The 14,568-nt window shown below is 44.1% G+C and carries 11 protein-coding genes; 8 read left to right on the top strand and 3 right to left on the bottom strand.

The window, feature by feature from the left end:
• Positions 1–432 precede the first annotated feature (432 nt).
• From CA598_RS14815 to CA598_RS14840, 6 genes are all read left to right on the top strand, one after another.
• Complete coding sequence (locus CA598_RS14815; protein ID WP_094876994.1) at positions 433–2,214, top strand: sensor histidine kinase; 1,782 nt, start codon at positions 433–435, stop codon at positions 2,212–2,214.
• Positions 2,215–2,250: 36 nt separating this feature from the next.
• A complete protein-coding gene (locus tag CA598_RS32310) occupies positions 2,251–3,795 on the top strand; it encodes a helix-turn-helix domain-containing protein (RefSeq protein ID WP_094871498.1) in 1,545 nt (514 codons plus the stop codon).
• A gap of 99 nt (positions 3,796–3,894) precedes the next feature.
• Complete coding sequence (locus CA598_RS14825; protein ID WP_373455830.1) at positions 3,895–5,232, top strand: extracellular solute-binding protein; 1,338 nt, start codon at positions 3,895–3,897, stop codon at positions 5,230–5,232.
• Positions 5,233–5,264: 32 nt separating this feature from the next.
• On the top strand, positions 5,265–6,137 hold the full coding sequence (locus CA598_RS14830; protein ID WP_094871496.1) for a carbohydrate ABC transporter permease: 873 nt from the start codon (positions 5,265–5,267) through the stop codon (positions 6,135–6,137).
• Between the two features lie 56 nt (positions 6,138–6,193).
• Entirely contained in the window at positions 6,194–7,054 is an 861-nt protein-coding gene (locus CA598_RS14835) for a carbohydrate ABC transporter permease (RefSeq protein WP_373455831.1), read from the top strand.
• Between the two features lie 62 nt (positions 7,055–7,116).
• A complete protein-coding gene (locus tag CA598_RS14840) occupies positions 7,117–9,027 on the top strand; it encodes a beta-N-acetylhexosaminidase (protein ID WP_094876997.1) in 1,911 nt (636 codons plus the stop codon).
• A gap of 60 nt (positions 9,028–9,087) precedes the next feature.
• Here the strand turns inward: CA598_RS14840 and CA598_RS14845 are convergent, their stop codons facing one another.
• The 3 genes from CA598_RS14845 to CA598_RS14855 all read right to left on the bottom strand — a co-directional run bounded on the left by CA598_RS14845 (position 9,088) and on the right by CA598_RS14855 (position 11,444).
• Positions 9,088–10,290 (bottom strand): MFS transporter, encoded by a 1,203-nt coding sequence (locus CA598_RS14845; RefSeq protein WP_094876998.1) that lies wholly within the window; start codon positions 10,288–10,290, stop codon positions 9,088–9,090.
• 25 nt (positions 10,291–10,315) lie between these two features.
• A complete protein-coding gene (locus CA598_RS14850; RefSeq protein ID WP_094876999.1) occupies positions 10,316–10,897 on the bottom strand; it encodes a TetR/AcrR family transcriptional regulator in 582 nt (193 codons plus the stop codon).
• A gap of 97 nt (positions 10,898–10,994) precedes the next feature.
• Positions 10,995–11,444 (bottom strand): MarR family winged helix-turn-helix transcriptional regulator, encoded by a 450-nt coding sequence (locus tag CA598_RS14855; protein WP_094871491.1) that lies wholly within the window; start codon positions 11,442–11,444, stop codon positions 10,995–10,997.
• 168 nt (positions 11,445–11,612) lie between these two features.
• Here CA598_RS14855 and CA598_RS14860 point away from each other — a divergent pair, with 168 nt between their 5' ends.
• Positions 11,613–12,482: an SDR family NAD(P)-dependent oxidoreductase gene (locus CA598_RS14860; protein ID WP_094877000.1), complete on the top strand. Its 870-nt coding sequence runs from the start codon at positions 11,613–11,615 to the stop codon at positions 12,480–12,482.
• Positions 12,483–12,738: 256 nt separating this feature from the next.
• Positions 12,739–14,538 (top strand): cache domain-containing sensor histidine kinase, encoded by a 1,800-nt coding sequence (locus CA598_RS14865; RefSeq protein WP_094877001.1) that lies wholly within the window; start codon positions 12,739–12,741, stop codon positions 14,536–14,538.
• Positions 14,539–14,568 lie beyond the last annotated feature (30 nt).

The raw sequence follows: 14,568 nt of genomic DNA on the forward strand, positions 1-14,568 counted from the left end.
CCAGGGTTCGAGCCCCTGAGAGTCCATCCTAAAGAAAACGGCAGAAATGCCGTTTTTTTTGTTGTTTAGGGACGGAGTGGCTTTTTATACTTTGGGTAGAAAAAACGTTCATTGCAAGGAGAGCCGTGCGGAAACATAGCTCTCGGTGCAAAAGCCGCTTTTATGGGAAGCGGCTTTCGCATGATCAGTCAGGAAATAGACCGTATTCATTGGACAAGGGAGGTCTATTTTTTTTGCGCTGAAGTAAGATCCAGTGCTCTCTCCCGGTACATCGACGACCTCAAGACCAGGTAATGCTTCATCAAGTCAACAATAAACTCTAGTCGGGACGAGCGACTTAGGTTATTATGAAAGCGCAAACATATTTTCTGAGAAGTCATGAAAGCTACAATTTAGCTACAGAGCATAAAGGCAATCTGAACGGAGGATACGATGGAAAACTGGTTGGGTAAATCGTTAAAGCAGAAGCTGAGCTTGTTGATTATTATTTCGGTATTGGTACCGGTGTTGTCTCTGGGACTGTTCTCCTATTATATCGCTGAAAGCTTAACGGAGGAGAAAGCGAAAAGTTCAGGCATGAACACGCTTAGGCAAATTGGGGCCTATTTGGAAAATATGGTGAGCGATGTTGAGAATCTATCACTATTCCTCATCGGCCACCCGGATGTCCAAAGCTATTTGAAAACACCGGAATATGATTTGTTAAAGCAAACCTCCATCGTTAATTTACTTACAACATTATCGATTTCCAAACCATATATCGCCAATGTCATGATCGAATCGAATAAAGATAATAAGCCGTCGGTTTCCTTCAGATCCGTGCTCGAATCAGAATGGGCCGATATTCAGAGCGAATATCCCGGTTACTATGAGGAATATCCCAAGTGGTGGTCTCCGGTGCATCATTTCGTTACGTCGGACGGTAAGGAGGATGTCATTACGATGTCGCGGCCGATTCGCAGCACATCCAAATATTACAGTATCGGCATGCTTAAAATTAGCTTGACGCAATCGGTTATCTCTAACCATTTAAAGCAAGCTGGACTAGAGGGGGAAGGCGTCGCCCTGCTGTTGGACGGACAAAATCAGATATTGGCTGGGCCGGAAGGATATTCGACTAACAAGAACTTAAACGAGTATTTCCCCGGAATAGTTGATTTCAAGGGGAAAACGGGTTCGTTCGATTACCGGGAAGCGGAGGAACGGAGTACAGTACTGTACTATCAGATGCCGAATGTTAACTGGAGGCTCGTAGGGATCATTCCGGCAAAAGCTTACAGAGCGCAGAACCAGTATTTTTTAACGTTAACTGCAATTGCAGTCAGCATTTCGATGCTCTTTGTCATCGCGTTCGTACTTGTACTTATTCAAAAGGTAACGAAACCATTGTCTGCATTAACGAAGTTTCTTAGGAATTCCAGCCCGGACGAGCCGCTGCCGACACTGCCCGTCACATCAATCGATGAGGTTGGACAACTGATTATTAGCTATAATCGGATGAGCTCGCGAATTATTAATTTAACCGATGAGGTGAAGCTGAGCGAAGCGTTGAAGAAGGAAGCAGATATGTCGGCGCTTCAAGCGCAGATCAATCCGCATTTTCTATATAATACGTTGTCGTCAGTCCACTGGATGGCGCTAATGAAGGGAGAAGAAAGAATCGCGGATATGGTTGGCTCATTGAGTGATTTTCTTCGGTTCAGTTTAAATAAGGGACAGGAATATTGTGCAATCAGCCAAGAAATTCTGCATGTAGATCATTATGTGAAGATTCAGTCCATTCGATATCCAGATAAATTCGATTACGAGGCGGATATTCCGGCGGAGCTGCTGGATCTGAGAATGCTGAAGCTGCTGCTCCAGCCGCTAATTGAAAATGCGATGCTTCATGGCATTTTGAAAAGAGAGGGTAAAGGAAGCATTATTGTTAAAGCGTTGTCTGCGGGAGAGCGTATAACATTTATTGTTCAGGATGATGGTGTCGGCATGAGTAAGGAAAGAGTGGAGCTGCTAAGGGAGAAGATAAGCGCAAATTTGGGCATTGATCCGCTGAAGAATAATGACTCGGCAGGCAGCAGCTACGGATTGCGTAATGTGCATAATCGGCTACAGCTTCATTATGGGCACGAAGCTGGCTTGCGGATTGAAAGTGCAGAAGGTAGCGGCACTAAAGTTAGCTTTACGATTATTCCGCTCCAATCAGAAATCAAATAGATTGCAACCTTTGTGGGGAAGAAGGAGAGTCTGCATATGAAGCTTTTAATTGTAGATGACGAAGTCATTATTAGGACCGGCATTAGCACGGTTATTAAATGGGAAGAGAATGGCATTGAGCTGCTTGTGCCGGCTGCTTCCGCAGAGGAAGCTTTGATGCGCATTCCGGTTGAGTGTCCTGACATCATTCTAACCGATATTCGGATGACGGGAATGACGGGATTGGAATTATCTCGTGAGGTTAAGCGGAATTTTCCTTACATTGAAATTGTTATATTGTCTGGATTCGATGATTTCGCATATGCACAGCAAGCGATGCGGGAAGGCATAAGTGATTATTTGCTTAAAAATAGCCGTCCTGGCGATATCATGACTGCGGTTATGCGCGTGAAGCAGCGTATCGTCAGCAGAAGGGAGGCTGATCATCAAGGCGCCATCCATCAAACGGCATTCCGTTGGAAGCAGCTAGATCGGTTTCTTCGCGGGGACAATCTCCTGACGGAGCGTGAAAGTGAGGAACTGTTGATCTATTATCCTGAGCTGAGGCTCGGATCGGATATGGAGAAGCTAGAGCTATGGCTAGTGACATCAGCGTCTCCACTGACCATGAAGGAGGAGACGGAAAGTGAAATGAATGAGGCGGCTGCGATGATTAGGGATTCACTTGGCTGTGTCATTCTGGATTGGGAATATGGATGGCTGCTTATTTTCCGCAGGGGGCAGCCGGGCGCGAAGCGATTGGTTAAGGCGTCGATGGAGCGGGCGGAGCGCGTTTATCGCCAGCCTTTTTTTGCAGCATGCGGTGTATGGGCCAGCAATGTGGCAGAATTGAGGGAGTCCCTTCGTACCGCCGAACATACCACCTCTTTCCGATGGTTAGCAGAGGAAGCAAGGCTGCTGGTTTATGAGGATATTAAAGACCGGAAAGGAATGCGGACCGTTTGTACGGAAGAAGTGGAGAGTAAGTTAACCGCCGTTCTGAGAAGCGGAAGCCGAGAAGTCGTCCAGCAGTGGATTAAAGGTGAACTGGCGGGCATTAGGCAGGATACGGAAGCGACGCCTAGTTCGGTTCAAGCGTATTTGCATTCGTTGATCGTTGGGGGATACCGCTGGTTAGAGCGTGCAGCGGCATCCGTGGGTCAATCGATGCCGAAGCTTCCGCAGCTTGAACAGCTGGATATGAAGCTGCTTTCAACGAATCCAGAAGAAATACTGCAGCAGATGCTGCTTGCAATCCATGCGCAGTATGAACGATTAAATGGGAGCAGAAATGAAGCCATAAACCGAACTGTGGCTTATATACGCGAGCATCTTGCTGACAGCTTGTCTTTGGCACAGGTAGCGGCAAGCGTACATATGAATCCAAACTATTTTAGCAAGCTGTTTAAACAGGAAACAGGTAAAAACTATATTGAGTATGTAACGGAAGCGAGAATGGAATGGGCTAGCCGTTTGTTGAAGGAAACGCCGGCGAAGGTAAGCGAGATCGCTAGGCGGGTAGGTTACGAGGATATGAAGCATTTTAACCAGCTTTTTAAGCGGTACAGTGGTGAAACACCTTCGCAATATCGATCAAGATGAATGGCCGAAGGTGAAAATATCCCCCGTAAGCGCTTAATTATCCCCCCTACGACTTATCGTCTGTCTTATCTATACTAGGGTTATCACTAAAGGGGGAATATTCGAATGAAGAAGAGATTTGCGTTTGTAACGACAATTATCTTGATGATTGCCCTTTTGGCAACCGCTTGCAACAATGGCGGAAAAACGGAGCAGGGCAATGAAGGCAACAAAGGCTCTGAAGAAAAGACGAAAATTTCAATATGGCATAACTTCGCGGGTGATGACCTTCGTGCCAAAGCGGTTAGAGACCTGATCGACAAGTATAAAGCGGAACATCCAGATGTTGAGGTAGACGCGCAAGCGATCCCGGTTGACGGTTATCGTCAACGCCTAAGCACAGTGGCTGCAGCAAATGAAATGCCAGACGTATTTTTCGTCTATGCGGGCAGCCAATCCCAAGAGTTCTATGATGCCGGGAAGCTTCAACCGATTACAGAGTTGATGGATAAATACCCAGAATGGAAGAACAATTTCTTGGCAGGGGCATTCGACCGCTATGCGTTTGAAAAAGGACAAATTTTCACAGCACCGCTCGGGATGTCAGCAACTTCGTTCATGTATTACAATAAAGATCTTTTCGAGAAGCATAGTGTAAAAGTGCCGACGACTTGGGAAGAGATGATGACTGCGATCAAAACGTTCAACGACAACGGCATTACGCCGATTGCCCTCGGCAATAAAGCGCCATGGGTTGCACAATCGACGATTATCGGTTCGTTGGCTGACCGCGTGACAGGCACGGAATGGTTTTTGAAAGCTGCAGCTCAAGATGGAGCGTCTTTTACAGATTCTGTGTTCATTGATGCATTGGGTAAGTACAAAGAGCTCGTTGACAATAAAGCGTTTCAAGATGGCGCAAACAGCATCGACAACACACAGGCAGAGCAATACTTCATTCAAGGCAAGGCAGCCATGATGATTAACGGTGCATGGTCACTTACGAATCTTGCAGCATCCTCAACACCTGAGCAATTAGCACCTATCGAAGTCACAACTATGCCTGGCATCGAAGGTGGAGCAGGCAAAGCGAATACACTTTCGGGCGGCGCTGGCGCTGGCTTCGCGCTTAACAAAAATACAAAAGGTGCACAAAAGCAGGCAGCACTTGATCTGATCTACGCAGTAAGCGGACCGGACGGCCAAAAGGCGATTGCAGAAAGCAACTCGATGGTTATGTACAAAGTAGAACTGGATAAGTCGAAAGTAAGCCCGCTTTACTTCAAAGCTTACGAATTGGCTGTGAATTCTGAAATTACACCGGTATATGACGCCTATTTATCTGCTGAAGCAGGCGAGGTGATTAACAACGGTCTTCAAGAGCTTATGATGGGTGGTAAGCCGGAGGATGTTGCTAAAAAACTGCAGGATGCGCAAGCGCGTTCGACTAAAAAGTAATCAGACAAAAGCAAGTAAAGGAGGCTGCCGCCATGCCTGCATCATTGCGCAGCAGAAGCTTCGTCATCATGGCGCTGCTTCCTGCACTACTCATTTTTATCATCTTTGCGATCGTCCCGATTTTTTGGTCAGCGTACTACGGGTTCTTTGAGTGGAAGGGACTCGGTGCTGCCAAGCTTATCGGGTTGGATAATTATCGAATGATATTAGAGGACCCTGTATTCTGGAGAGCGCTGAAAAACAATCTGATCCTTGTTGTCTCGGCAGTAATAGGTCAAGTATCGGTCGCATTGCTGCTGTCATTGCTCCTGCTTAAGAACACGATGTTCAATCGCTTGATGCGCTCCGCCGTATTTCTCCCGATGGTGCTGTCTACAGTCGTCGTCGGTCTTATCTGGGGTTATATTTATCACCCGCAAATTGGTTTACTGAATCAATTATTGGAGACGCTGGGACTGGAATCTTGGACTCGAACTTGGCTAGACGACCCTAAAATCAATATGTTTGCCGTATCGATTCCGATTAACTGGGCAAATATCGGGCCATATCTTATCATTTTCATCGCTGCACTCCAAAATATTTCTTCAGAAATTAATGATGCTTCGAAGATCGATGGGGCGATTGGTTGGAGGAAGCTATTTTTCGTAACGCTCCCGATGATTTGGGGAACGGTTGTTGTAACCATCGTACTGTGCATATCTGGGAGCTTAAAGGCATTCGACCATGTTATCGTCATGACGCGTGGCGGACCTGCACAATCTACAGAATTGCTCGCCACATATATGTACAATAACACCTTTACGGTATACCGTTACGGCTACGGCTCTGCGGTATCCACAATGATTATTCTGATTAGCGCCGTGCTCATTGGCCTAAATCACATCATCACGAAGAGACGCGGGTAATGGGCGGTCGGCTAATGTCAGCCCGGCCGATGAAGGAGTGAATCGCTATGCAAGTAATGATAAACGCTCGGTCGGAGAAGATGAGAGGCTCGCTGTTACGTAAGCCGATTTCCGGAATTGCGAAAATCATTCTGTTATTTTATGCCATAATTACATTGTATCCGCTATACTGGTTAGGAATAAGCGCATTCAAGTCGAATCAGGAATTTTTCAATCGTCCTTATTCCTGGCCGCAGCATTGGCAGCTCGACAACATAACCCGGGCATGGGATCTCGGAAATATGGGCCGGGCGTTGCTCAACTCCACAGTAGTTACTATGTCAGCGCTACTGCTAACTATTGTGCTCGGCATGCTTGCTGCTTATGTGCTTGCCCGATTCCCATTCAAGTGGAGTGGAGCTGTAAAAGGATTGTTCTTGCTCGGCATGCTCATTCCAATTCATAGCACACTCGTTCCATTGTTTATTTTCATGAACAAGCTCGGGATGCTGAATACGTACTGGTCACTCATTCTGCCTTATACGGCATTTGAATTACCAATTGCAATCTTCCTCGGAATGGCCTACATCGTATCTATTCCAAGAGAAGTAGAGGAAGCGGCGATGATCGACGGCAATGGCTGGTGGGGAATCTTCGGACGCATCATTTTCCCGCTGTCTCTGCCAATCGTGGCTACGATTACAATTCTTGCATTTTTAAGGTTTTGGAATGACTTCTCCTTCGCGCTCGTCTTTATTAATTCTCAAGCGCTGAAGACGCTGCCCCTCAGCTTGTCGCTCTTCTCCGACGGATTCGGAACGGACTACAGCTTAACAATGGGAGCGATGTTTATTGCTGCAATACCAACCATCGTCATCTTTTTGATCTTTCAAGAGCAAATTATGAAAGGTATGGTAGCAGGCTCGGTCAAAGGTTAACACCCTTGATCGAGTTTTTGGTGTAATTTTATACATATTTCATTCATGTGGAGGGATTGATAGTGAAATTACATTTTATGGGAGAATTGAGCGAGCTTCAATCAGGGCTTCAGTTGCTGCTTGCCGAACTTAAGTCAGAATCGTCGGAGGACGGAATTCCCGTGTGGATAGAATCGTCTTCAGGAAAACTGGAAGTTGGCTATGATGGTAAAAGCGCATATATTCGTTACGGCGCTAAACATCAATTTTTCCGCGGCTTGGGATTGTTGATTCAGAAGTTTAGTGGTGGAGAGAAGTTTCAAATTATAGAGCAACAACAATTCGATGCGATTGGTCCGATGTTTGATTTGTCGCGCAATGGAGTGCTGACCGTTGAAAGTTTCAAGTTTATGCTGCGCAAAATGGCGCTGATGGGCTTGAATAGCGTCATGCTCTATTTGGAAGACACTTACGAGATAGAAGATGAGCCTTATTTCGGCTATATGCGCGGCCGCTACTCTGCTGCGGAGTTGAAGGAAATCGACGATTACGCCGATCAATTCGGCATTGAAGCGTTCCCGAGCATTCAGACACTGGCTCATTTGGAGGAGTTTCTGAAATGGGAGCCGGTAAAGGAATATAAAGATACAAAAGGCGCGTTGCTAGTTGGAGCGGAGAAGACTGATCGTCTGGTCGAAAATATGATTGTCAGCATTAGCGCACCGTTCCGCAGCCGGAAAATCCACATCGGCATGGATGAAGCGGAAGAGCTTGGACGGGGTAAATTTTTGGATCGCAATGGACATATGAGCCGTTTTGATATTATGACAGGTCATCTGGAACGGGTGCTCGCAGTAACTCGACGCTTAGGGCTGAAAGCGATGATGTGGAGCGATATGTTCCTGAAGCTGGCTTCGGCGAACGGTGAAGATTATTACGGCCATGAGACGCAAATATCAGAGGACATGTCGAGCCGCATTCCGAAGGACATAGATATGGTTTACTGGGACTATAACCACGTCGAGGAGAGGGACTACGAAACATTGATCGCCAAACACCGGCCGCTCGGCAATAATCTTATTTTTGCGGGTGCGGTGTGGGTATTCAATACGTTCGGTGTCAATTACGGGCTATCCTTGCCGGCGACCGATGCAGCGCTGACGGTATGCAAGAAGGAAGGCATTCGCGAAGTTTATGCGACGATGTGGGGTGACGATGGAATGGAGAGCAATCCGTACATCGCTTTGCTCGGCTTGCAGTTTTATGCGGAGCATGCCTATTCTTCGTCCACGCCGACTGACGAGGTACTGGCTGAGCGCGTTCGGTTCTGCACCGGCATCGAGGCAGATGCTTACATGGGGCTGAAGTATTTGGACGAGACACCAGGAGCTGCACCAAATAATCAGAAGCAGAGCAATCCGTCTAAGTTTCTGTTGTATCAGGATGTACTGCTGGGGCTGTTCGACAAACAGATTGATGGGTTAGATATGACGGCACATTATGCATGGACAGAAAGTGAAATTGCAAGCCGCAGAAAGCCTGAGGCAGAGCTGGATTACTTGTTCGAGGTGCCGCAAAAGCTATGTGCGGTGCTGAAGCAGAAGAGTGAAATCGGGCTTGAGCTGAAGCGGGCTTATGACAGTGGCGACAAGGCATTGCTTAGACGGATTGCTGAGGACGTTTTGCCCGAAATCTCGCAGTCAGTACTAAAGCTTCGCGCCGCACACCGGAAGCAATGGCTATCGATGTTCAAGCCGTTTGGCTGGGAGGTGCTCGATATTCGTTACGGGGGCGTCGTAAGCCGGCTGGATACAGCGAGCATGAGGCTGTTAGAATATGCGGACGGAAAGCTCGAGCGGATCGAGGAGCTGGAGCAGGAACGATTGCTGTATAGCACGACAAACCGCTTCACCGACAAAGGTGCAGGCTGGTGCAGCTATTATTACCGCATGGCATCGCCTAACGTCTTTTTCCATGTGATCAATCCATTCTAGGTTGAAGATTTCGACTGAGAAAAAAGAAACAGACCATCCTTTAGACGGTCTGTTTCTTTTTCAGTTTACCAACCCACTAGTAGCTTGTTTTTCTTTCCATACCATTGTGATTAGAAGTCCAATAAACATAATGACAGCCGCAAAGAGATACGGATAGTTGATGTTTACATCAAATAATACTCCGCCTAATGCAGGTCCGATGATATTACCAAGGCTAGTATAGGTTGAGTTCATGCCAGCGACAAAGCCTTGCTCTTTTTCAGCCGTTTTTGATAAATAGGTCGTTAATGCTGGACGGAGTAGGTCAAAAGCGAGAAAGATGAAGCAGGTAACTAGCAGAACAGTTAAATAGTTATTGATCATGGTGGAGGCTACTGCTAAGGCTACGCCAGCAATTAAGCAGATTTGAATGAGTTTTTTTTCACCGAGCTTATCTACCATTTTACCGAATAAAAAGACCTGCACAACCACCCCGAAGATTGAGCTTATTGTAATGATGGTTGCAATATCCCGTGGAGTGAAGCCAAATTTATGATCAGAAAACAGGCTAAACACAGTTTCATATGCCGATAAACCAAAGGCGAGGACAAACACAATAATAAACGCAATAATATATACTGGGTGAAACGAGCGTTTCAGATCACTGATAAAGTTGGTGTCTTTTTTAAGTTTACTGATTTCCAAAAGCTGCTCTTTGGATAGTGGCTCTTTCAGAATAAATATCGACGAAATACAAGTGATTAAGGCGAAGCCAGCAGCAAAATAGAATGGAGCACGTATACCTAGTTCAGTAATAAATCCTCCGATTCCTGGGCCAATAATAAAACCAATACTAATGGCGGCAGAAACATAACCCATTGCCTTAGGTCTTTCCTCTACTGAGGTGATGTCCGCAACATAAGCAGTGACGGCAGGCATAATGAATGCACCAGCAATCCCTCCAAGAATTCTGGCAAAATAAAGAACGGATACATGTGTGCCTAAACCAAAGATTAATTCCGACGCGCTGAAGAGTACTAAGCCGATTACGATCATTTTTTTTCTGCCGTAAGTGTCAATCCATCGTCCAGCCAGAGGAGACATGAGTAATTGCGCGAACGCAAATGCTGCTACAAGATACCCCATCGTTTTACCTGACAAATGCATAATGTTCATAAAGGATGGCATAACAGGGACAATCAGTCCAACACCTAGAAAAACAATGAATATATTACTTAGCAAAATGAGTAAGACTGTTTTTTGTTCTTTCAATGGTTTCTTCATGAAGTAAATACCTCTCTTTGTAGAATCACAGCTGTGAAATACCTCTCCAAAATACGGTCCATGAGGCATTTAGTTTTTCATTTAAACGGATCTCATTATTGCCATACACAAGCTCTAGCATGATCGAATCAACTACACCTAAAAAGGCAAGCGTTGGGATTGAGGCTGCATCTTCCATGATGACTTTGGCATCGATCCAAGCTTGGAATTTACTTTCAAGTACAGGTTGAATCTTTTTCTCTGTGTCGATTACTTCTTCATCAATCGCTGTAGAAAGATGGGGCGGTGGAAAAAAAGAGATACGCAGCCAAAACTTTAACTGCTCATTCTTTTGAAACATATCAATGACCAATTGCAGATATCCTAATAAATCCGTTTTAGGATTCTGAGTCCCTACCTTACTCAAATATTGTAGTTTGGATGAGATTTCTGTCTCTTTGGCATCTTGTAAAACTTGCAGGAAAAGATCATCCTTCCCTTTGAAATGGGCATAAAGAGATTGTTTTTTCATCCCGACTTGCTCAGCAATTTGAGACAAAGAAGCCCCTTCATATCCATGAGTTGTGAAACATTTCAAAGCAATGTCTTTAATTTCTTTACTTTTCAAAAAAAATCACCTCGATATTAACGAACGTTCGTCAGTTATACTATCAAATTAAATTATTTTATGCAAATGAAAATTAACTCCACAATGCATAGTATGGCTAAAATCCATTGAATTCCTTAAGCATTTCGGTAAAGGTCTCAAGCTGCTGGTTATCCCATTGAGCAATACGCTCGTAAAATACGAACTCCTTATCCTGCAGCGCAGCAAAGGTTTGTTGTCGTCCAAGCTCTGTGAGCGCAAGAAGTACAGCTCGACGATCATGTGGAGAGTCTTCCCTTTTAACATACCCTAAATTCTCAAGCTGTTTGAGAAGACGACTAACCGAACTACGATCCATAGCTGTTGCTTCCGCCAAAGCAGAGGCGCTAGTCGGACCATAGGAATACAGCCAACGGACGATATGGAAAGCAGCAGGTTGTATAGAAGAATCGAAAGCGGCGGCAGTTCTGACATTCAGTGCATGTGAGGCACTAATAAGCGCATTAATTTGTTCGCCGAGCTTTAGCTCGAGTTGTCCTCTTAACGTATCTTTGCGTTCGACATTCATTGGTTGAACCACCTAACGTAGATTATTATTCAAAAATTTTATACTTTTAATTAGTTGACATATATCAATCACTTGAATATAGTTGACATATATCAATTATATGTTTTCGATAACATCCTGTCAAAATGAACTTGCAGCTGTTTTAGTCCTATATAAAGGAGAATGAAGATGACGACAAAACCGATTATTGTAATTACTGGAGCTACAAGTGGTTTGGGACAACTCGTTGCCATTGAAATGGCAAAGCGTGGTTCTCATCTTGTTCTGACTGCTAGGAGTGAAAGTCGCGCAGAAGCTACTCAGAAAATGATTAAAGAGAGCGTACCTGCTGCCGAAATAAATTTTTTCTATGGGGACTTATCCTTAATGAAGGATGTCAGTCGTTTGGGGCAAGAAATATCTGACGCATATCCGAAGATAGACGTGTTATTAAATAACGCAGGACTTCATGCGTTTGAACAGCGGATCACTTCTGAAGGAATATCAGAAATGATGGCCGTGAACTATTTTGCCCCATGGATATTGACTCATACTTTACAGCTTTCTTTGAAGGCAGCGGGAAGTGCAAGAATTATAAATGTAGCTTCTGAAGCTTCACGCAATCATGGAGAACTTAAGCTTCCTGAGGATTTGATAAATACATCTGATTTTTCGGCTAGAGGTTCGTCAGAGATATATGGAAAAACTAAGCTGCTTAATATCATGTTTACCGCTGAACTTGCTCGCCAATTCAAAGGAACCGGAGTTATTGTTCACGCATTAAATCCTGGTTTTAATGTAACGGGTTTGGGGCGTGAGTTATGGTTTGCACCTATACTTGAACGGGTATTGAAATTTCTTCATATTGGGAATCCACGTAAGGGAGCTGATATCATTACTCGTTTAATGATCGATCCAAAATATCAGGAGACCACAGGGGGATATTTTAATGTTGGAACAGGCAATCCAATAGTGCCCGTACATCCAGGTGGAGATAAGGAAATGGAAAATAAATTATGGAATGATACGCGATTAGTAATACATCAGATAACTCAATGACAAAAGGAGCTGATCCTAAAGTAGAACTTTCTACAATAGTGTCGGCTCTTTTTCATTTTGAATCAGCTCGTAAGCGATGTCGAAAGATGAAAATAAACTCGGATTTATTTGTGAAGTAAATTTGAATGTGTAATATTCTGAGTACTTTTGTCACCATGCAGGAAGTAGAACAAATTTAAGGGAATATGTTTCTTCAATATTCATGGTGAGGTGGAAGTGAGCGTTTATAAGTTATCTTTTTAAGGGGAGTGAACTTATGAGAAAAAATTGGCGGATGTCTAGCACTTTAAGGCTTTTTTTTATACTTGTAGTCATTCTGCCGATCATCTTATTCTCCATCATTATTCTAAATATTTATAAGCGAGATATTCTTCAGCAAAATACATCACGATCTCTACAAACAGCTCAAGCGATCTCCTATTCCGTTAGTCAGGAAATAAGGAGGTTGACGGGTCTATTTGCTTCCATCGGTATGGACAGGGATGTGATGGCAAAACTTTATGAAATTAATCGTAAGCGTGGAGTCGAGAAACAGCAGGCTTACTATGAACTAAAGGTCTTAATAGAGAAGTACACGGCATCTATCTCAGGACGAGTACTGTCGGTGAACTTCCTATTTAAAGACCATAAATCCTATTCGTACTTAAAGAATTTGAATTTGGATGATTCTTATTTTCGCCAAAAAACGTGGTATGGGCAGGTGCTGAATAATCCCGATAGCGTTCATTTTCTGGGGATGATGCCCAATATTTTATATGGTAACTACAATCCTTACAATATGGTTGCTGCCCTATCTCCAAGTGTAATCAATCCTTTATCCCAGCTAGAAATGATTCTTTTTACGTTTGAGAGTAGTGCCTTTGATCATATTTTGCAGTCACGTGATAATACGGAATCCAGCCTTTTCATCGTCACAGAGGAAGGTCAAATTATCTCATCCAATACCCTTGCCTCTAGAGGGGGGGAATTCCAAATGCATTGGTTTGAAAATCGTGGGCCGGAGGAAAAAGGGTACGTTGTGGATGTTCATGGTGATGATAGAAATCTGATAACCTACGCCAAGATTGATCAGACCGGATGGTGGCTAGTACAGTCTATTCCATATGCTGATCTAACAGCCAATTACCTTAGTGTGAATTATATCGTCTGGGTGTTTGCATTGATGATCATCTTAGCGTTTATTCTTGTTTCATTTTACTTTGTATCTAATGTTACTAAGCCGTTAAATGAGCTTCTCCGGCAAATGGATCTGGTGACTGAAGGTGATTTAAACGCTAAATTTATGAGAACAGGCAGCCTGGAGCTAATTAAGCTTGGGCATTCTTTTAATCATATGACGGAGCGTATTCAGGATTTACTCTATCATCATGAAAGGCAAGAGGTGGAGAAGCGAAAGGCGGAGTTTGCGGCACTTCAGTCGCAGATTAATCCACACTTTTTAATAAATACGCTCAATTCAATCAAGTTTATGGCTTTAATCAGTAAAGCAGATAACATACGGAATATGACACATGCCCTAACTCGTCTGCTGGCTTCTTCTTTTAATCGAGGTGGAATTCTGACTACGATTGATGAGGAAATAGATCATTTAAAGAATTATTTGTATATCATGGAGATTCGTTTTGGTAGACCGATTCAGACGAGATGGGAAGTCGATGAGGATTTAGCAGGTTATTATATATTGAAATTGCTACTACAACCTATTTTAGAAAATAGTATTATTCATGGACTAAAGAATGTTGACTATCCTGGTATCATCGAAATCATAGTGAGCAAACAAGCGGAAGATCTTCTTATAACCATAGCTGATAATGGGGTAGGTATGTTGGATATGAATGCTCAGGAATATGATAGCGATGGTATTCGCCATCAACATTCTTTCAGTGGTATGGGAAACAGTAACGTTAATAAGCGAATTCAGCTACATTACGGGAGGCGTTTCGGCTTAAAGTACGAGAAGAATAAACCTCAGGGAACGATAGTATCGATAAGACTACCGTTGATCGACACGCCGGAGGAAGAGATGCAGGATCAGTTGTTAGGGGAGGGAGGATGAAGAACGCTGCGGAGGAGCATAAAAGATCAT

Origin of the sequence: Paenibacillus sp. VTT E-133291 (assembly GCF_002264395.1) — a bacterium.
In the GTDB taxonomy this organism is placed as follows: Bacteria; Bacillota; Bacilli; order Paenibacillales; family Paenibacillaceae; genus Paenibacillus_AQ; species Paenibacillus_AQ nitricinens.

Bases quoted from the DNA above. Each gene is read 5' to 3' on its own strand.
- CA598_RS14815 (WP_094876994.1), top strand. From the start codon at position 433: ATGGAAAACTGGTTGGGTAAATCGTTAAAGCAGAAGCTGAGCTTGTTG.
- CA598_RS32310 (WP_094871498.1), top strand. From the start codon at position 2,251: ATGAAGCTTTTAATTGTAGATGACGAAGTCATTATTAGGACCGGCATT.
- CA598_RS14830 (WP_094871496.1), top strand. From the start codon at position 5,265: ATGCCTGCATCATTGCGCAGCAGAAGCTTCGTCATCATGGCGCTGCTT.
- CA598_RS14835 (WP_373455831.1), top strand. From the start codon at position 6,194: ATGATAAACGCTCGGTCGGAGAAGATGAGAGGCTCGCTGTTACGTAAG.
- CA598_RS14845 (WP_094876998.1), bottom strand. From the start codon at position 10,290: ATGAAGAAACCATTGAAAGAACAAAAAACAGTCTTACTCATTTTGCTA.
- CA598_RS14855 (WP_094871491.1), bottom strand. From the start codon at position 11,444: ATGAATGTCGAACGCAAAGATACGTTAAGAGGACAACTCGAGCTAAAG.
- CA598_RS14860 (WP_094877000.1), top strand. From the start codon at position 11,613: ATGACGACAAAACCGATTATTGTAATTACTGGAGCTACAAGTGGTTTG.
- CA598_RS14865 (WP_094877001.1), top strand. From the start codon at position 12,739: ATGAGAAAAAATTGGCGGATGTCTAGCACTTTAAGGCTTTTTTTTATA.